18 protein-coding genes are annotated in these 18,324 nt (G+C 61.1%); 9 read left to right on the forward strand and 9 right to left on the reverse strand.

Annotation, left to right across the window (positions count from 1 at the left end):
• Positions 1-105 precede the first annotated feature (105 nt).
• Positions 106-1,395 (reverse strand): serine/threonine transporter, encoded by a 1,290-nt coding sequence (locus tag ACEN2T_RS27975; RefSeq protein WP_442117886.1) that lies wholly within the window; start codon positions 1,393-1,395, stop codon positions 106-108.
• 60 nt (positions 1,396-1,455) lie between these two features.
• Positions 1,456-2,832 (reverse strand): L-serine ammonia-lyase, encoded by a 1,377-nt coding sequence (locus tag ACEN2T_RS27980; RefSeq protein ID WP_179179491.1) that lies wholly within the window; start codon positions 2,830-2,832, stop codon positions 1,456-1,458.
• Positions 2,833-2,969: 137 nt separating this feature from the next.
• Between ACEN2T_RS27980 and ACEN2T_RS27985 the strand changes: the two genes are divergently transcribed.
• On the forward strand, positions 2,970-3,917 hold the full coding sequence (locus ACEN2T_RS27985) for a LysR substrate-binding domain-containing protein (RefSeq protein ID WP_095183904.1): 948 nt from the start codon (positions 2,970-2,972) through the stop codon (positions 3,915-3,917).
• Between the two features lie 213 nt (positions 3,918-4,130).
• Positions 4,131-4,541 (forward strand): HPF/RaiA family ribosome-associated protein, encoded by a 411-nt coding sequence (locus tag ACEN2T_RS27990; RefSeq protein ID WP_027604683.1) that lies wholly within the window; start codon positions 4,131-4,133, stop codon positions 4,539-4,541.
• 50 nt (positions 4,542-4,591) lie between these two features.
• Here ACEN2T_RS27990 and ACEN2T_RS27995 read toward each other — a convergent pair whose 3' ends face one another.
• Positions 4,592-6,103, reverse strand: coding sequence for an MFS transporter (locus ACEN2T_RS27995; protein ID WP_442117887.1), 1,512 nt, complete (start codon positions 6,101-6,103; stop codon positions 4,592-4,594).
• Between the two features lie 104 nt (positions 6,104-6,207).
• Between ACEN2T_RS27995 and ACEN2T_RS28000 the strand changes: the two genes are divergently transcribed.
• Positions 6,208-7,080: a LysR family transcriptional regulator gene (locus ACEN2T_RS28000; protein ID WP_442117888.1), complete on the forward strand. Its 873-nt coding sequence runs from the start codon at positions 6,208-6,210 to the stop codon at positions 7,078-7,080.
• Positions 7,081-7,256: 176 nt separating this feature from the next.
• Here the strand turns inward: ACEN2T_RS28000 and fecA are convergent, their stop codons facing one another.
• From fecA to ACEN2T_RS28015, 3 genes are all read right to left on the reverse strand, one after another.
• Positions 7,257-9,596: a TonB-dependent Fe(3+) dicitrate receptor FecA gene (gene fecA, locus ACEN2T_RS28005; RefSeq protein WP_442117889.1), complete on the reverse strand. Its 2,340-nt coding sequence runs from the start codon at positions 9,594-9,596 to the stop codon at positions 7,257-7,259.
• Between the two features lie 91 nt (positions 9,597-9,687).
• Positions 9,688-10,629: a FecR domain-containing protein gene (locus tag ACEN2T_RS28010; RefSeq protein WP_339482235.1), complete on the reverse strand. Its 942-nt coding sequence runs from the start codon at positions 10,627-10,629 to the stop codon at positions 9,688-9,690.
• Positions 10,626-11,114, reverse strand: coding sequence for a sigma-70 family RNA polymerase sigma factor (locus ACEN2T_RS28015; protein ID WP_032886418.1), 489 nt, complete (start codon positions 11,112-11,114; stop codon positions 10,626-10,628). The genes ACEN2T_RS28010 and ACEN2T_RS28015 overlap by 4 nt, the downstream gene beginning before the upstream one ends.
• A 170-nt stretch (positions 11,115-11,284) precedes the next feature.
• Here ACEN2T_RS28015 and ACEN2T_RS28020 point away from each other — a divergent pair, with 170 nt between their 5' ends.
• From ACEN2T_RS28020 to ACEN2T_RS28040, 5 genes are read left to right on the forward strand one after another with little or no spacing between them, the layout of a single operon-like run.
• The gene (locus ACEN2T_RS28020) at positions 11,285-11,587 is read left to right on the forward strand and encodes a DUF3649 domain-containing protein (RefSeq protein ID WP_442117890.1); all 303 of its coding nucleotides are present in this window, start codon (positions 11,285-11,287) and stop codon (positions 11,585-11,587) included.
• Positions 11,584-13,158, forward strand: a complete 1,575-nt coding sequence (locus ACEN2T_RS28025; RefSeq protein ID WP_260366749.1) for a PepSY-associated TM helix domain-containing protein — start codon at positions 11,584-11,586, stop codon at positions 13,156-13,158. Before ACEN2T_RS28020 ends, ACEN2T_RS28025 begins: the two co-directional genes overlap by 4 nt.
• Entirely contained in the window at positions 13,159-13,485 is a 327-nt protein-coding gene (locus ACEN2T_RS28030) for a DUF3325 domain-containing protein (RefSeq protein WP_032886424.1), read from the forward strand. It begins immediately after the preceding gene.
• A gap of 9 nt (positions 13,486-13,494) precedes the next feature.
• Positions 13,495-14,073 carry an RNA polymerase sigma factor gene (locus ACEN2T_RS28035; protein ID WP_032886425.1) on the forward strand — a complete coding sequence of 193 codons (579 nt, stop codon included), beginning with the start codon at positions 13,495-13,497 and terminating at the stop codon, positions 14,071-14,073.
• The gene (locus ACEN2T_RS28040) at positions 14,070-15,047 is read left to right on the forward strand and encodes a FecR family protein (protein ID WP_442117891.1); all 978 of its coding nucleotides are present in this window, start codon (positions 14,070-14,072) and stop codon (positions 15,045-15,047) included. Before ACEN2T_RS28035 ends, ACEN2T_RS28040 begins: the two co-directional genes overlap by 4 nt.
• On the opposite strand, the gene ACEN2T_RS28045 is transcribed toward ACEN2T_RS28040, so the two are convergent.
• Both ACEN2T_RS28045 and yejK read right to left on the reverse strand, forming a co-directional pair.
• Positions 15,048-15,398: a glutaredoxin family protein gene (locus ACEN2T_RS28045; protein ID WP_032886428.1), complete on the reverse strand. Its 351-nt coding sequence runs from the start codon at positions 15,396-15,398 to the stop codon at positions 15,048-15,050.
• Positions 15,398-16,402 (reverse strand): nucleoid-associated protein YejK, encoded by a 1,005-nt coding sequence (gene yejK, locus ACEN2T_RS28050; RefSeq protein WP_032886429.1) that lies wholly within the window; start codon positions 16,400-16,402, stop codon positions 15,398-15,400. The genes ACEN2T_RS28045 and yejK overlap by 1 nt, the downstream gene beginning before the upstream one ends.
• 397 nt (positions 16,403-16,799) lie before the next feature.
• Here yejK and ACEN2T_RS28055 point away from each other — a divergent pair, with 397 nt between their 5' ends.
• Positions 16,800-17,081: an HU family DNA-binding protein gene (locus ACEN2T_RS28055; RefSeq protein ID WP_003188840.1), complete on the forward strand. Its 282-nt coding sequence runs from the start codon at positions 16,800-16,802 to the stop codon at positions 17,079-17,081.
• Positions 17,082-17,146: 65 nt separating this feature from the next.
• Here ACEN2T_RS28055 and rlmF read toward each other — a convergent pair whose 3' ends face one another.
• On the reverse strand, positions 17,147-18,166 hold the full coding sequence (gene rlmF / locus ACEN2T_RS28060) for a 23S rRNA (adenine(1618)-N(6))-methyltransferase RlmF (RefSeq protein ID WP_095183912.1): 1,020 nt from the start codon (positions 18,164-18,166) through the stop codon (positions 17,147-17,149).
• Positions 18,167-18,324: the final 158 nt, after the last annotated feature.

Here is an 18,324-nt window from a genome sequence, read left to right on the forward strand (position 1 = left end):
CGATAGCGGTCCTTCAGCCGAGCATTTATTGGCTGAAGGACCGCTATCGGGAGCAAGCCCCCTCCCACAATTGTTTTGGGTTGTTATTGAAAACGGTGACCTGTTTCAGGGCAGTACAGAGAAAACGATCGCAGACAGCGCAATCACGCCTATCACCACCACAAATACATTCGACACCTGGCCCGAATACTGGCGCAAGGCTGGCACGCGCTGGATCGCGTACATCGGCATCAGGAACAACAGGCACGCGATAATCGGCCCGCCCAGGGTTTCGATCATGCCCAGGATGCTTGGGTTGAAGGTGGCCACGGCCCAGCAGGTCAGCACCATGAACAGGGCGGTGCTGCGTTCCAGCCACTTGGACGACAGGGAGCGGTTACGCCCGCGTAGAGATTTGACGATCAAGCCCTGGAAGCCTTCGCTGGCGCCGATGTAGTGGCCAAGGAAGGATTTGGTAATGGCCACCAGCGCGATCAACGGCGCGGCGTAAGCGATCACAGGGGTTTGGAAGTGGTTGGCCAGGTACGACAGGATCGAAATGTTCTGCGCCTTGGCTACCGCCAGGTCCGCCGGGGACAGAGCCAGCACGCAGCTGAAGCAGAAGAACATCACCGTCAGCACCATCATGCCGTGGGCTGTGGCGAGGATGCCGCTGCTTTTGCGCTCGGCCAGCGGGCCGTACACGCGTTTCTGGTCGACGGCGAATGCGGAGATGATCGGCGAATGGTTGAACGAGAACACCATCACGGGGATCGCCAGCCACAGGGTCTTGAAGAACACGGGCAGCGGCATGCCCTCACTGGCAGAAGCGAAAAACGCGCCGTTCCAGTTGGGAATCAGACTGAGCGCAAGCAACAGCAAGGCGGCGACGAACGGGTACACCAGCACGCTCATGGCCTTGACGATCACGCCCTGGCCGCAGCGCACAATCGCCATCAAACCCAGGATCAGCACCAGCGACAGGATCGCCCGGGGCGGCGGTGTCATGTGCAGTTGGTGTTCCATAAAGCTGCCCAGGGTGTTGGTCAACGCGACGCTGTACACCAGCAAAATCGGGAAGATCGCAAAGAAGTACAGCAAAGTGATCAGCTTGCCTGCACCGACGCCGAAATGTTCTTCGACCACTTCGGTGATGTCGCCGGATGTGCCTGACAGTACAAAGCGCGTCAGCCCACGGTGGGCGAAGAAGGTCATCGGGAAGGCCAGTAACGCCAGCACGATCAGTGGCCAGAAGCCGCCGACGCCGGCGTTGATCGGCAGGAACAAAGTGCCTGCGCCGATGGCGGTGCCATAGAGGCCGAGCATCCAAGTGGTGTCGTGCTTGGTCCAGCCGGTTGTTACGGTGTTTTCTACCTCAACAGGATTTTCGGCAGCAGGTGTACGTACATCGGTCATCGTTATTGCCTCGTTATTATTTTTGCGCAGGCTCACGTTGGGGCAGTCAGGGAATACTCCTCAGCACTCCACCCAGCTCACGGCCAGGCCGCCCCGTGAAGTTTCTTTGTATTTGTCATGCATGTCGGCGCCGGTATCGCGCATGGTGCGGATCACCCGGTCCAGGGAGATGAAGTGTTTGCCGTCGCCGCGCAGGGCCATTTGCGTGGCGTTGATGGCCTTGACCGCCGCGATGGCGTTGCGCTCGATGCACGGCACTTGCACCAGGCCGCCGACCGGGTCGCAGGTCAGGCCGAGGTTATGTTCCAGGCCGATTTCGGCGGCGTTTTCCAGTTGTTCGGGGGTGGCGCCGAGGATGTCGGCAAGGCCGGCGGCGGCCATGGCGCAGGCCGAGCCGACTTCGCCCTGGCAGCCGACTTCGGCACCAGAGATCGACGCATTTTTCTTACACAGGATGCCGACGGCGGCGGCGGCCAGGAAGAAATTGACCACGTCGTCGTCGGACGCGTCGGCGTTGAACTTCATGTAGTAATGCAGCACCGCCGGGATGATCCCCGCCGCGCCGTTGGTGGGTGCGGTGACCATACGTCCGCCGGCGGCGTTTTCTTCGTTGACGGCAAGGGCGAACAGGTTGACCCATTCCATGGCCGACAAGGTCGAGGTGATGACATTGGGTTTGCCGATTTCCAACAAACTGCGGTGCAATTTCGCCGCGCGCCGTGGCACATCTAGACCGCCGGGCAAGATGCCTTCATCGCGCAGGCCTTGCTCCACGCATTCGCGCATCACCGACCAGATATGCAGCAGGCCGCTGCGGATCTGTTCGTCACTGCGCCACGCGCGCTCGTTGGCCATCATTAACTCTGAAACGCGCAGCCCGTGCTTGTTGCACAAGGCCAGCAGTTCGACGGCGCTGGAAAAGTCGTAGGGCAATTCAACATCGCTGGTCGGCGCAATGCCTGACGCTGCTTCGGCAGCTTCGATGATGAAACCACCGCCCACCGAGTAATACGTCTGCTCGCTAAGCAGTCCGCTGTCGCCATAGGCGTGTAGGGACATGGCGTTGGGGTGGTAGGGCAGGCTTTCTTCCAGCAGCAGGAGATCGGTGTGCCAGTTGAAAGCAATGTCCTGGGCGCCTGCCAGCAGTAAGCGGCCGGTCTCGCGCAGTTGCTGGATACGGCTGTTGATCGAGGTGGGGTCAATACGGTCCGGCCATTCACCCATCAGGCCCATTACGCAGGCGCGGTCGGTGGCATGGCCGACGCCGGTGGCGGACAGCGAGCCGTACAAACGCACTTCAACCCGTCGGGTGTCGGTAAGCAATCGCTGGTCGATCAGGGCTTGGGCGAAGGTCGCCGCTGCCCGCATGGGGCCGACGGTGTGGGAGCTGGACGGGCCGATGCCCACCTTGAATAGATCAAAAACACTGATAGCCATGCTAAACCCTTACAAGCAATGGAGTAGGAATCGCTGCCATGTTTTGTAGGACGAGCGCAATTGGCGCGATACTGAGCCTCTGGATCGGCACTGACCAACGAATTATCCTAAGACACCCTTTAGCAGGACTAAACCCTATGGCTCGCCCTCTCCATGGCCAGACTTATGTCTGGTTGCACGTGTTTTCCTGCGCTGCGCGGCATCTGTCGTTCACCCGCTGCGCCGAAGAACTGCACATCACACCGGGGGCGGTGAGCCAACAAATCCGCCAGTTGGAGGAGCGTCTTGGGTTTCGGCTCTTCCATCGACGGGCGCGGGGTGTGGAGTTGAGTGCGGAGGGGCAGCGGTTGGCGGCTACGGTGGGGGAGGCTTACGGCAGCATTGATGCCGAATTGCAGCGGCTCGATGCGGGGATGATCAGCGGCACCTTGCGCCTACGCTCGATCCCGTCGTTTCTCGGCAAGTGGCTCACCCCACGTTTGCCACGCTTGCAGCAACGCTTTCCGGACATCCAACTGCGCATGGTTGCCGAGGACAGCAGCATTGCCCTGCATGAGGGGGACTTCGACCTGGCTATCGACTTGAACGACGGCAGCTACCCTGGGCTGTTATCCACAGCCTTGCTGGATGAGCAGATATTTCCGGTGTGTGCGCCAAGCCTATTGCGCGGTCGTCCGCCCTTGCATGGCCCGGCCGACCTTGTGCATTTCCCGCTGCTGCACGACATCACCGCCTGGCGTGGGAGTTATGAGTATGCCGAGTGGGAGTTTTACCTGAATGCAATTGGCTACCACGACGCCGATGTTCGCCGCGGCCACACCTTCAACCGCAACCACCTGACCATAGAAGCCGCCATCGCCGGTATGGGCGTGGCGATTGCGCGGCGTACCTTGCTCAACGATGAGCTGGAGCGCGGCACCTTGATCGTGCCGTTCGGCCTCGCGGTGCCCAACCACAAGCGCTATGTGCTGCTGTATGCGCCGGGCGCACTGAGCCATCCGGGCGTGCGCGCGGTGCATGACTGGCTGGTAGAGGAAGCGGGGATTTTTCGCGGATTGCACCCGTTGGGAGAGGGGCAATTATGACGTTTACAGAGCGTAAGAAGATGTAACTAACTCCCCACCCTAACAGCGTTTTTGCCCGTAGTCAGGCTTAATTTGTAATGTAGGATTTATCTTTGCAAAGGGGTTGAATTGTTTGTCTGGCTGCTCAATTGTGTAATCAAGAGGTCATGGTTTCACCACCCCGGTGTTGCAGTTTGTGACCTCTCGCGAGCTAGCTGAAATAAGGGAAGAACTATGCAAATCCAAGTCAATAGCGATAACCATATTGAAAGCAGCATCCGACTGGAGGAGTGGGTACGTACTACCATTGAGAGCACGCTCGAACGTTATGAAGAAGACCTGACCCGAGTGGAGGTCTATCTGCGGGATGAGAACGGCGACAAGCCCGGTCCCCACGATTTAAGTTGCCGCCTGGAAGCGCGGCCAAAAGGCCATCAACCACTGTCGGTATCCGCCAAGGGCGATACCCTGGAACAAGCGATCGACAGTGCGGCCACCAAGCTGGACCACGCGTTGGAACATCTGTTTGGCAGACTGCAAGGCAAGCCCCGCGCTGCCGCGAAAAACCAGCCAATCAACAAAGTGAATGAAGACGCGCTGGAACAGGAATTCCTGGAAAACGAAAACGCTGTCATCAACGGCTAACTTTCTTTTGACCCCCTCAAACGGGCCTGCATCTGCAGGCCCGTTTTCGTTTAGCGCCTGCGTCGGAAAAAATACCGGCTCAGCATCGCCAGCCCGCCAGCACCCAACCCGGCAAACAGCATCGCCCAACCGGCGCCGTGGCGCAGTGCTGCCTGAGCGTCGTTGACTGTCAGCCCCATCGACTCGAGTTTTCCTGCGGCAATCTTTTGACTGATAACCGGCCAATCCATTGCCGTGGCAGCGGGCAGCACCTCGGCCAAGTGATCGCTGATCCCCAGCAACAGCACCAACCCCATGAGGGCAATGTTGAGCGCCAGGGTGATCAGCCGCGCACTGAGGTCGATGCCTGAGGCCATGCCTGCGCGATCCGCCGACACCGAGCCGGTGGTGGTGTTGGTGGTGGGCGAGTTGGTCAGCGCCAGGCCTACGCCGGCGATCACGCAACAGAACAGCACCAGCTCGATACCTGGGTGCTCGGCGCCGTTGACGGCGGCCATGGCCAGAAAGCCCGCGCCCATCAGGCCCAGGCCCAAGGGGATAATGCGTTCGGCGCCATAGCGCAGAGCCAGGCGCTCGGCCAGCGGCGGCACCAGCAAGGTCGGCAAGGTGTAGGCGAGTAGGGCTGCGCCGGTGGTCAGGGTGTCGTAACCCAGGCCCGCCTGGAAGTACAACGGCAGGTAGATCATGAACGGCCAGAAGCTGAAGTTCATGCCGATAGAGCCCATCAACGCGCCGTTGAAACGCTGGATGCGGAACACCGAGAAGTCGAACATTGGGTGTGCACTGCGAAGCTCGACCGCGATGAACAGCAGCAAGCCGAGCACCGACAACGCCGCCCAACCGAGCATGGCCGGTGCGCCGAAGCCGTGCTCGCTGCCTTGGGTGATGAAGTACACCAGGGCAAAGACCGACACGGTCAAGGTGAGCATACCGGCGATGTCCAGGCGACGGGCGGCCGGGTCGCGGGACTCCTGCACGCTGATGTGCAGCAGCACCAGGGTGAACAGGGTGAGGGGCACGTGCACGAGGAACACCCAACGCCAATCCGCCACCGCCAGGATCAATGCGCCGATCATCGGTCCGAAGCCCAGGCCCACGCCAGCAATCACGCCCCATATTGCAAAGGCCCGTGCCCGTGCTACCGGTTCGCTGAACAGGTGCGACAGGATGGCGAACTGGCAAATCATCATCGCTCCGGCACCGATGCCCTGAACAAACCGCGCCGTGATCAGCAGCGAAGCCTCCTCGGCCAGCCCACAGGCCAGCGAGGCCAGGCCAAACACCCACAGGCACAACACCAGCATGCGGCGACGGCCAAAGCGATCCGCCAATGTGCCCGCCGCCATCAGCACGCTGGTACAGGCCAAGGTGTAGGCGTTCATGATCCATTGGGCGTCCTGGAAGCCCGTGCCCAACTCTCGCTCGAGCGTCGGCAGGATCACCGGGACGCTGGAAATCTCCAGGCCGAACATCAGCGCGACGAGGCACACGGCAGTGAGGGCCAGCCCATTCCTGGCGGTGCCCGGGCGGCTGGTGGCGGTTAACGTGGCGACGGGTGGCATGGGATTCTCCTGTGGATGGGTATCGGGATATTTTCAGGGGAATAGGGTTCGTTATTCGTGATAAGTTTTCTGCTAATAGGGGAATCAAGGGCGACAATAGAACCATGGCCACACCGCGTTTTGATGGCGTTGAGCTGTTTCTGCAAATCGTCGAAAGCGGCAACCTGACCGAGGCCGCCGAACGCCTGAATCTCACACGCTCGGCGGTTGGCAAGGGCCTGGCGCGATTGGAGGCACGCTTGGGCACGTGCCTGCTGCAGCGCTCCACCCGCCGCCAGCGTTTGACCGAGGACGGCCAGGCGTACTACGAACATTGCCTGCGGGCATTGGCGGAGCTCGAGGCTGCCGAATCGGTGCTGGAAAGCGGCCGGCAACAGCCACGCGGCCGCTTGCGGGTCAGCTTGCCGCTGGCCTTCGGGCACCACTACGCGGCCCCGGCATTGTGGGGATTGATGGCGCGTTATCCGGAACTGGAAATCGAGATCAGCTTCGCCGATCGGCTGGTGGACCTGGCACAGGAAGGCTTCGACGTCGCCGTGCGGATCGGCCCGCTCCCCGACACCGACCGCCTCAGTGCGCGTCGGCTGGGCGAGCAGGCCGTGGGACTGGCAGCGTCACCGGCGTACTTGCAGCGCGTTGGGCCGATTGAATGCATCGAAGACCTTGCCGGCCATCGCGGCATCGCCTACCGCAGCAGCACTCCGCACCGCAATCGCGTGGCCTCGCCGTTGATGATGGACGACCTCCAGGCTGTGGCCGATGCCGCCATCGCGGGCGTCGGCTTGGCCTGGTTGCCGAGTTGGTTGATTGCGCACTATGTGGTGCGCGGGCAGTTGGTCGCAGTATTGCCCGGCTATCGCGAGCAACCTGCGCCCATCCATGTGATCTGGCCCACGGCCACGCATATGCCGGCCAAGACACGGTGTGCAATCGATGCATTGGTCGAAGCCACCCCCAGTTGCCTGGCGGGCAGTTAGAACCGGCGGGTCAGGGCGAGCATGCTATTAAGGCAAACGGGTTTGTTGTGGCGAGTGGGCTTGCCCCGCGTTAGGTTGCGAAGCGACCCCAGCTCTTTGTTTGAAAAGGCCGGGCCTGCTACGCAGTCCAACGCGGGGCAAGCCCGCTCGCCACAGGTGGTGTGTTGCTTGGGCAGTTAGAACGCGATGGAGGTCTGCACGTACACCGTGCGTGGCTCACCGACGTATTTGCCCTTGTTGTTATCGTCGAACGAGCGCGTGAAGTACTGCTTGTTGAAGATGTTCTTCACGCCGACCGCCACGTTCAAATCCGACAGTTGCGGGCCGAAATCATAGGCCGCGCGGCTGCTGAACAGCATGTAGCCGGGGATGCGTCCGTTGGCACCGTCGGCGCTCTCGGCCTCGGTGTTGGCGTTATCGGCGAACTGGCTGCTCTGGTAGCTGCTGTCCACATTGAGTTTCCAGCGCCCTTCGGTGTAACCCACGCCGAGGGTGCCTTTGTGCTTGGACGAGAAGGGCACGCGGTTGCCTTTGTTCGGGCCGTCTTCGCGGATGGTGGCGTCGACGTAGGCGTAGGTGGCGTACACATCAAAACCGGCCAACGCCGGGCTCAAACCATCGAGGGCGTAGTTGACGCTGGTTTCGATACCCTGATGGCGTGTCTCACCCCGGGCGATTACCGAGTCGTTGGTCTGGTTGCTTTCATACTGGTTATCGAAGTTGATCAGGAACGCACCGATCTCCGCGCGCAAGGTGCCGTTGTCATAGCGGGTACCCAGTTCCCAGGTGCGGGCTTTTTCCGGTTTGACTTCACCGCTGGTGACGCGGTTGGGCATCTGGCTGTACTGCACGCTGCCGAATGAACCTTCGGTGTTGGCATACAGGTTCCAGTCGTCGGTCAGGTGATAGAGCACGTTCAGCGCCGGCAGCGCGGTGTTGTAGTCGCCTTTGTATTTGACGTTGGTCAGATTATTGCTCTGCTGGGACTCGATCATCTCGTAGCGAATGCCCGGGGTGATGGTCCACTTGCCGATATCAATCCGGTCATCGACGAAGAACGCATTGGCTTCTGTGCCGCCACGGGTGTCGCGGTCGTTGCGGCTGTCAGTCGTGGGGATTTGCTGGTTGTTGGCCGAGATCGGCGTGCGGTAGCGCAACTCGTGACCCGCTTCGTTGATGTAGCGGTAGCCGACGCCCACTTCATGGCTGGTCGGGCCGAGGTCAAAGCCCTGGGCGAAGCGGGTTTCCACGCCGCGCACCCAATACTCACGCGGTGACAGCGACAGGAACGTGCCCTGGTCCAGATAACCGCTGCGCAGGGTCTTGGTGAAGAAACTGTTGACGGTGAATTCTCGACGATCCTGTTCGTAGCGGTAGCCGACGTTGAACATCGTGCGGCGGCCCCAGAATTTGTCGTAGGGGCGGGTGGACTGATACGGATCGGCCTTGTAGTTCGCCACGTTCAAACCGCCGGGCATATCGGCCTGGCCTTCGTAGTACTGCGCCATGGCGTTGAAGCTATTGGCGTCGTCGAGCTGGTATTTGCCCTTGAGGATCAAATCGTCGATGCGCGTGTTGCTGTTTTCGCGCCAGTCGCCACCACGGGTGCCGGAATACAGAATCGCGCCGCCAAGGCCATTGTCGGCCGTGCCGCCGGCCAGCAGGTTGCCGGTGGTCTTGAAACCGTCATGGCTGGATGACGGGCTGGTTTCAGTCTGCAAGCCGCCTTTGACCGTGGGCGCATCCGGGATCGCGCGGGTCACAAAGTTGACCACGCCTCCGACGTTCTGCGGGCCGTAACGCACGGCGCCGCCGCCACGTACCACGTCCACCGCGTCCATGTTGCCCATGCTGATCGGTGCGAAGGACAGTTGCGGCTGGCCATACGGTGCGAAGGGCACCGGGATGCCATCCATCAATACGGTGGAGCGCGACGCCAGGCGCGGGTTGAGTCCGCGAATGCCAAAGTTCAGCGCCATGTCGTGGCTGCCGGTGCCGTTGTTGTCCGGAGCGTTGACGCCGGGGATGCGGTTGAGCACGTCCTTGGCCTGGGTGGCGCCTTGGCGTTCGAACTCTTCGCGGCGGATCACATCGCGGGCGCCGGGGTGTTCGAACACATTGGTTTGTGCCGCATCGCCGAGCCAGTCGCCGACCACGCTGGAAGTCGCCAGCTCTACCGCAGCCGGTGCGTTTGCCGGTTGCAGGCTGAAGGCGTTGTCACCTTCAGGGCGGGCCTCCAGGCCTGTGCCTTCCAGCAGTTTTTGCAGGCCTTCGGTGGTGCTGTAGCTGCCGGACAAACCACGGCTCTGCATGCCCGCCGTGATTTCGGAACCGAAGGAAATCAATACGCCGGCTTCGCGACCAAACTGATTGAGGGCCGCTTCCAGCGACGTCGGGGCAATGTGATAAGGCTTGGCGTCCGCGGCCATCACGGGGGGCAATACCGCGAAACTGAGGCTGGCGCCCAGTAACAGTTGGCGCAAGGTGCGGGCGATTAGGGTCGGCTGCTGGGGCATGAAGAGCGGTCCTGAGAAGGAAGGATCAAGGTGGCTTTCCTTCTCTGTCACGCGAGGTGTGGAAAACGGCTCACAGGTACAGAAAATAATTTCAGGCGCGCGCCTGCACTGTCACCCAATAGCGGGTAAAGCGCCGCACTTTCACCGGCAGGCTGACTTCCAACAGGTTGAGAATGCGTTCGCTGTCGTCCAGCGGGTAGCTGCCAGAGATCAATAAATTGGCAACCTGCGGATCGCAATTGACCTGGCCGCGACGATAGCGGCCCAGTTCGCCGAGGAAATCTTCCAGGCGCATGTGTGCAGCCACCAGCATGCCGTCGGCCCAGGCGCCGCTGTTGGCGTCGGTGGGGCGCGGGGTGTCCCAGCCTTTGCGGGTGAAATTGACTTGGCGCGCCGCTTCGACTGTCAGCGGCAGGCCGCTGTAGGTGTTGGGCATCACCTCGACTTGGCCGTCGAGCACCGCCAGCTGGGTGTGGTCGTTGAACTGACGTACGTTCAGGCGCGCCGCTTGGCTGCTGAGCAGGCCCTGGCCGGTAAGGACGCGCAATGGCGTGTTGCCGGCGATGCCGTTCAGCATGATCTCGCCTTCGAGCAGTCGGATCAGCCGTTGCTGGCCATCAAAATGTACATCTACTGCACTGCCGGTATTGAGCTGCAACTGGCTGCCGTCGGCCAGTTGCACCTTGCGGCGTTGGCCCACCGGGCTGCGGTAGTCGGCGGTCATGGGCGGCAGAATATGCTGCTGGCGCAGGCTCCAGGCGGCTGCCGAGCCAGCGCCGAGGATCAACAGCAACTTCAGCGCCTGCCGCCGGCTGGTAGACGTCGGCGCATTCAACGCGGCGTGAGCCAGGGGCGAGGGCATGCCGCGCAGGCGCTGGTTAACGCGCTGGATATGGTCCCAGGCGCGCTGGTGCTCGCTGTGGGCATTCAGCCAGTGTTGCCAGGCGGCCTGTTGGCGTGGGTTGAGCGCGCCTTGCTGCATTTCCATCAGCCAGCGCACGGCCTGTTCGGCGACTTGGGTCGAGACGTTCATAGGGCAAAGTAGCAGCGCATGGCGGCTTTATTCAGGTGGCGTTTGACGGTGGCAATGGAAATGCCCAGTTCAGCGCTGATCTGCGCGTAGGTCAGGCCATCGAGTTGGGCCAGCAGGAACGCGCGCTTGACCTGTGTGGGCAAGCCGGCGAGCAGTTGATCCAGCTCGACCAGGGTTTGCAGGATGATTGCGCGTTCTTCTTCCGACGGCGCCACGTGTTCGGGCATTTGTGCGAGGGCGTCAAGATAGGCGCGTTCGAGGTCCTGGCGGCGATAGAAGTTGAACAGCACGCGCTTGGCGACGGTGGTGAGAAACGCGCGCGGCTCGACCAGCGTGGGCGTTTCCCTTGCAGTGAGTACGCGGACGAAGGTGTCCTGCGCCAGGTCGGCAGCACTTTCCGGGCAGCCGAGCTTGCGTCGCAACCAGCCGGTGAGCCAGTGGTGATGGTCGTTGTACAGAACTTCGACGGGGTTGGACGGGCTCAACGCAAACACTCCGCAAATATCGGCATGCTTTAGAGAACAAGAATTGTTCGCATTGTATGGCCCGAGACCCGGTTCGGCAATCCGGCAAAGCAGGTGTTTCATCCGTTCTCTTTTGCTTATGAGAATATTTATCATTAATATTGCGCGCTGATGAACCTGGCGCCTCCCGCATGAAAAGCAAAACTTCGCTTCACGCGCTCTACCGCTTGGCCGTCACCTCCCGCGTGCTGGCGGCCGTGGTCGGTGGCTACCTCATGGCCTCCCTCGCCGCCATCTGCCTGGCATTGTGGATGCCAACATCTCGCGCCGACGCCGTGATCACCGGGATGATGAGTTCATTTGTGTTCTATTTGCTGGCCGTACTCTGGTGCTTCGCCTGCCGTACGGCTTGGCGCGCCTGGTTTGGCGTGATGCTGCCGAGCGCAGTCTTTGCCGCTTTGGCGGGTGTGGGCTTGTGGATGGTGCGCACATGAAAGAGGGATTTCGCCAGGCCATGGCCTGGCTGCATACCTGGGCGGGCTTGATCTTCGGCTGGCTGCTGTTTGCGATTTTCCTGACGGGCACGCTGTCTTACTTCAAGGATGAGATCAGCCACTGGATGCAGCCCGAGGTCCAGGCTCATCCTTTGGACAATGCGCGCAGCCTCAGCGTCGCGCAAACCTACCTGCAGCAGGTGGCACCCACAGCGGCACGCTGGTTTATCGCCCTGCCGGATAGCCGCGACCCCGGCCTGTCGGTCATGTGGCAAGACAAGCTCGACCCCGGCCGCCGCGGCAATTTCATGCGCAAAACCCTCGACCCCGTCAGCGGCCAAGCCGTAGAGGCCCGCGAAAGCATGGGCGGGGATTTCTTCTACCGTTTCCACTTCCAATTGCAAATGCCGCACCCCTGGGGCCGCTGGCTGTCCACCCTCGCTGCGATGGTGATGTTCGTGGCGCTGATCACCGGCATCATCACCCACAAGAAAATATTCAAGGACTTCTTCACCTTCCGCCCCCGTAAAGGCCAGCGCTCCTGGCTCGACGGGCATAACGCGGTGGGTGTGCTCGTGCTGCCGTTTCACCTGATGATCACGTACAGCAGCCTGGTGATCTTTATGAGCATGGTGATGCCGGCGCCGATCATGGCCTCCTATGGCAACGACACCCGCGCATTTTTCAACGAGATATTCCCCGCGACCAACAACGCGCCGGCGTCGGGGCAGCCGGGCAAATTGGCGCCGCTGCTGCCGATGTACGAGCAAGCGCGGGCGCAATGGGAGGGTGGCCACGTAGGGCGGATCGGGGTGAATAACCCCGGTGATGTCAACGCGTCGGTCAATGTGTTCCGCGCAAGTTCCGACAGCGTGGTGCATGAATTCGACAGCATTGTGTCGTTTAACGGGCACACCGGCGAACTGTTGCGGGCCAGCGACGGGCAATCGTTGACCGCCATGGTCGGCGGCAGTTTCTACGGCCTGCACATGGGCCATTTCGCTGGGCCGGTGCTGCGCTGGTTGTACTTCATCTGCGGCCTGGCAGGCACTGCGATGATCGGCACCGGGCTCGTGATCTGGCTTGGCAAGCGCCAACTCAAACATGCCAAAACCGGTGTGATGCCGTTTGAGCTGCGACTGGTGGAAGTGCTGAATATCGCCAGCATGTCCGGTTTGCTGATCGCCATTGCAGCGTTCTTCTGGGCCAACCGCCTGCTGCCGGTGAGCCTCGCCGAACGCTCCGATTGGGAAGTGCAGACCTTCTTTATCGCCTGGGGCCTGAGCCTGTTGCACGCCATTGTGCGTCGTGGGCGCCAGGGTTGGGTCGAGCAATTGAGCGTCGGTGCGTTGTTGTTTGCCGCGGTGCCACTGCTCAACGCAATCACCACCGACCACGCTTTGGGCGTGTCCCTGGCCCGTGGTGACTGGGCGATGGCCGGCTTTGATCTGACCTGTCTGGGCAGCGGCGTGTTTCTCGCCTGGGCGGCGTGGAAGATGCACCACCGCACGGCACCGCAGCCCAAGGCTGAACGGGCGCGTCCGCTCAACCTCAAGCAAGAGGCCAATTGAATGCTCCTCGCGCTGCTGATGTGCTATGCCGGGTTTACTGCTCTGTGCCTGTCCACCGATCGCCATCACGGCGAACTGCTGCACAGCAAGCCATCGCCTCGTCGACGCCTGGGTTTGCGTGTGGCTGGCGGTTTGCTGCTTGCCGTCGCGATCTGGCCCGCCGTGAGCGTGGCTGGCTGGGGCCTGGGATTGGTGGAGTGGTGCGCTGTATTGATGCTCAGCGCGCTGCTGCTGGTGTTGCTGTTGCCGTATCGGCCAAGGCTGGCCTTGATCCTCGCGGGCGTCGGCCTGATGGCCAGCCCCGTTGCGGCCTTCGCCACCCTCTGAGCCCAAGCCATGATGATCAGCACCCCACCCGAATCCCAGGACAGCTCGCAAGCTGATGCGGCGGGTGGGCGTGCGCATTTTCTGCAGGTGTTTCTGTCCCAGCGTTCGCAGATGGAAGCCTTGGTGAGTCGACGTGTAGGCTGCCGCGCCACGGCGGCTGATCTGGTGCAGGATCTGTTTCTACGCTTCTGGCGCCGGCCGCTGGTGCAGGTCGAAGAGCTCAGCACCTACCTGCTGCGCTGCGCCGGCAATATCGCCATCGACCACCTGCGCAGCGAAGGCGCGCGGGTGCGCAGCAGCGAAGGTTGGTTGCCCGAGCAGCAGGACAACCAGGGCTCTGAACCCCAGGCCGCACTGGAAGCGGGTAACGACCTGCGCCATGTCGAAGCCGCCTTGCGCAGCCTGCCCGAGCGCACTCGGCAGATTTTCCTGCTCAACCGCATCCATGGCCGCAAATATGCGGAAATCGCCAAGGCCATGGGTCTGTCCCAAAGTGCCGTGGAAAAACATATGATGCGTGCCCTCGAAGCTTGCAAGGCCAGCCTTCGCGACCCATCGCCTCCACGCACGCCAGGGAAAGCACCGTGAACGTCACCCCCACGCCCGAGCAGGAACACGCCGCACTGGCCTGGCTGAGTCTGTTGCACGACCAACCCAGCAGCGGCGACCAGGCGACGTTCAGCCACTGGCTGCGCGCCAACCCGGCACACGTCGAGGCCTACGCCCAGGCCCAGGTGCTCTGGGAGCTGAGCGAAGTACCTGCACGCGCCCTGGCGGAAGAAGAAGCCCTGGCATTGCAGGGCTACCTCAATACGATGAACACCGCGAAGCGTTCACGTGTCGTGCGCTGGTCCGGCGCCCTGGCCATGGCTGCCTGCCTGCTGTTGATGGTGTCCATGGGCGCAGGTTGGCAGCCGTCGCGTTGGGTCGATGATTTCGGCGCCGATTACGTGACGGCGCCAGGAGAAATAAAAACCGTCACCCTGGCGGATCAATCTCAAGTCACCCTGGATGCCGACAGCGCGATTGCCGTGGATTTCAGCCATGGCGAGCGGCATATCCAGCTGCGTCGCGGCGCCGGTTTTTTCAGCGTGACCCACACCGGCGAGTCCTTTGTGGTGGGGGCGGGCAGCGGTGAAGCGCGGGTGCTCGGCACACAATTCGAAGTGCGCCTGCAACCAGCGGGCGCTCAAGTGACGGTGTTGTCGGGGCGGGTCGGCGTGACGCCGTCGAAGCAGGGCCAGCAGCAAATTCTGACGGCGGGCCAGCAAGTGGCTTACGCCGATGGCATTGCCGATCCCCTGCACGCGGTCGACAGCGAATCGCGCCTGGCCTGGCGCGACGGCTGGCTCAACTACTACAAGGCACCGCTCGCCGATGTGGTGAAGGATTTGGGGCGTTACTACCCTGGCCGCATCCTGCTGCTCAACGAAGATATGGGCGCCAAGCGGGTCAGTGGCAGCTTCCCGAGCAAAGACCCGCAGGCCGTGCTGAACGCGTTGCAGGCAGTGCTGGGGTTTGAACAGCACAGCCTGCTGGGACGGGTGATCGTGGTGCGCTGATTATTTCAACGCCGCCATGATCGCCTCAGGGTTGTAATCGCGAATCAGCGTCCCATTCACATCCACAAACGGAATCCCGCCACCGCCCAACGCCTCATACGCCTTGCGCGCAGGGGCGTCCTTCTCGATGTCGAAGGCCTGGTACGGAATACCTTTCTGATCCAGGAAGCGCCGGATCTGCTTGCAGTAGCCACACCACTCGGTGGCATAGAGCACCACCCGCGCCGAAGTGCGTACCTGCTCTGAAACCACCTGCGAGGGGTTGAATAGCCGTTCGATCTTGCCCCAGTTCTGGATAACCACCACCACCAGCAACACCAACAGGACTTTCTTGAGAACCCCGCCGAGCATCAGTTACGGCGCTTGAGCTGGTCAGTCAGTTGGGTCGGCAGGCCCTTGATGATCAGGGTGCCAGCGGCTTCGTCGTACTCAATCTTGTCGCCCAGCAGGTGCGCTTCAAAACTGATCGACAGCCCTTCGGCGCGCCCGGTGAAGCGGCGGAACTGGTTAAGGGTGCGCTTATCGGCGGGGATTTCCGGCGACAGGCCGTAGTCCTTGTTGCGGATATGGTCGTAGAACGCCTTTGGTCGATCTTCATCGATCAAGCCCGACAGTTCTTCCAGGCCCATGGGCTCGCCTAGCTTGGCCTGGCTGCTGGCGTAGTCCACCAGGGTTTTGGTTTTCTCGCGGGCGGACTCGTCCGGCAGGTCTTCGCTTTCCACGAAGTCGCTGAAGGCCTTGAGCAAGGTGCGGGTCTCGCCCGGACCGTCGACGCCTTCCTGGCAGCCGATAAAGTCGCGGAAGTACTCCGAGACTTTCTTGCCATTCTTGCCTTTGATAAACGAGATGTACTGCTTGGATTGCTTGTTGTTCTGCCACTCCGACACGTTGATCCGTGCGGCCAGGTGCAGTTGGCCCAAGTCCAGGTGGCGCGACGGAGTCACGTCCAGCTCGTCGGTTACCGCTACGCCTTCGCTGTGGTGCAGCAGGGCGATGGCCAGGTAATCGGTCATGCCTTGCTGGTAGTGGGCGAACAGTACGTGGCCGCCGGTGGAGAGGTTGGATTCCTCCATCAGCTTCTGCAGATGCTCAACGGCGGTGCGGCTGAAGGTGGTGAAATCCTGGCCACCCTCGAAATATTCCTTCAACCAGCCACTGAACGGGTGCGCGCCGGACTCGGCATGGAAGAAACCCCAGGCCTTGCCTTGTTTGGCGTTGTAGCTCTCGTTGAGGTCGGCAAGCATATTCTCGATGGCGGCGGATTCGGAGAGCTCCGAGTCGCGTGCGTGGAGAACTGCGGGCGTGCCGTCGGGTTTTTTGTCGATCAGGTGGACGATGCAATGACGGATCGGCATGGGCTTCTCGGCTGGTTGAAGGGGAGCGGTTGGCCTCCCCGAAAAGTCGCCCAGTGTACCGCACCCATTGGTCAAGACGCGCTTCGAAGGGCGTTTTGGGTGGGGTCCGACCGGGTATATTCCTTTTTTTGACGGTTTAGAGCGATAAAGCTGACCAAATGGGTAGGTAGAGGCGGATATTTCCCCGTCTCTGTGCTAGTTTTGCCCCGTCTTACGCCAAGTCTCGGCGTTAAGCGTGCATTCAGCATCTGTCAGGTCGAACCAATCCCCGTTTCAAGCATCTATAACCCCGTTCTCCGAGGTTATAAGCCTGGGGTGCCAGGCCTAGACGGTCGGGCTCGACGGCTGACACTGCACTCTGCAATCCATATGAATTTGATAGGGAAGGAACACCACAATGGCTATTACTAAAGACCAACTGATCGCTGACCTGGCTGAAGCAGTAGACGCACCGAAAACTACCGTGCGCGCTCTGCTGGACCAACTGAGCCAAGTTGTTGCTGATCAGCTGGAAAACGGCGGCGAAATCACTCTGCCAGGCGTTGGCAAACTGAAAGTGACCGAGCGTCCAGCCCGTACTGGCCGTAACCCTTCGACTGGCGCTGCCATCGAAATCGCTGCCAAGAAAGTTATCAAGCTGGTTGTGGCCAAAGGCCTGACCGACGCTGTTAACAAGTAAGACGCAGCAAAAAAAAACCGTGCTCCGGAGCAATCCGGGCACGGTTTTTTGTTGCCTGCGATTTATTAATCGCGAACCCAGCGTTGGCGCCAGATCTGCTGCTCGTTCTTGGTCTGGAAAGTCCAGGCCACGAAACGGCTTTGCTTCTGACCCTGGGACATCTCCACCACCTGGCTTTCCAGCACGCCGGCTTTTTTCAGGGCTGTCTCAATGGCGGGCAAGTTCGACGCTTTTGATACCAGGGTGCTGAACCACAGCACCTTATGGGCAAAATTCGCGCTTTCAGCGATCAACTGCGTCACGAACCGCGCTTCACCGCCTTCACACCACAACTCGGCCGACTGGCCACCGAAGTTAAGCACCGGCAATTTGCGCTTGGGATCAGCCTTGCCCAGCGCGCGCCACTTGCGTTCGCTGCCCTTGGTGGCTTCGTCCATGGACGCATGGAAGGGCGGGTTGCACATGGTCAGGTCAAAGCGCTCGCCAGGTTCCAGCAGGCCCAACAGGATGTGCTTGGGGTTGTTTTGCTGGCGCAGTTGGATGACCTTACTCAGGTCGTTGGACTGCACGATGGCCTTGGCAGCGGCTACGGCGATAGGGTCGACTTCCGAGCCAAGGAAGTTCCAGCGGTACTCCATGTAGCCAATCAGCGGATAGACGCAGTTGGCGCCCATGCCGATGTCCAACACCTTGACGATGGAACCACGGGGAATCTTGCCGTCGTTGACGCTGGCCAGCAGGTCGGCGAGGAAGTGCACATAGTCCGCACGCCCCGGCACCGGCGGGCATAGGTAATCCTGCGGGATATCCCAATGCTGGATGCCATAGAACGACTTGAGCAACGCCCGGTTGAATACCCGCACGGCGTCAGGGCTGGCGAAGTCGATGCTTTCCTTACCGTAGGGGTTGAGGATCACGAATTTCGCCAGCTCCGGCGTGGTCTTGATCAGCGCCGGGAAGTCGTAACGGCCTGTGTGGCGGTTGCGCGGGTGCAGGGTGGCCTCTTTGCGCGGCGCGACGGGTTTGGCCGTGGCAGCGGTTTTAGGCTTCTTGCGCGGAGGTTTGGGCGTAGTGGGGGCGGTCATGTTGATTCTGGTGTTGGCTCAAAGTGGTGGGCATTGTCACACATCTTGAGCCTGACCCGGACAAATGTGGGAGGGGGCTTGCCCCCGATGGCGGTGTGACAGTCAAAGATATTCAGGCTGATGCACTGCTATCGGGGGCAAGCCCCCTCCCACATTGA

The organism is Pseudomonas sp. W22_MBD1_FP4 (assembly GCF_052113765.1).
Lineage (GTDB): Bacteria > Pseudomonadota > Gammaproteobacteria > Pseudomonadales > Pseudomonadaceae > Aquipseudomonas > Aquipseudomonas sivasensis.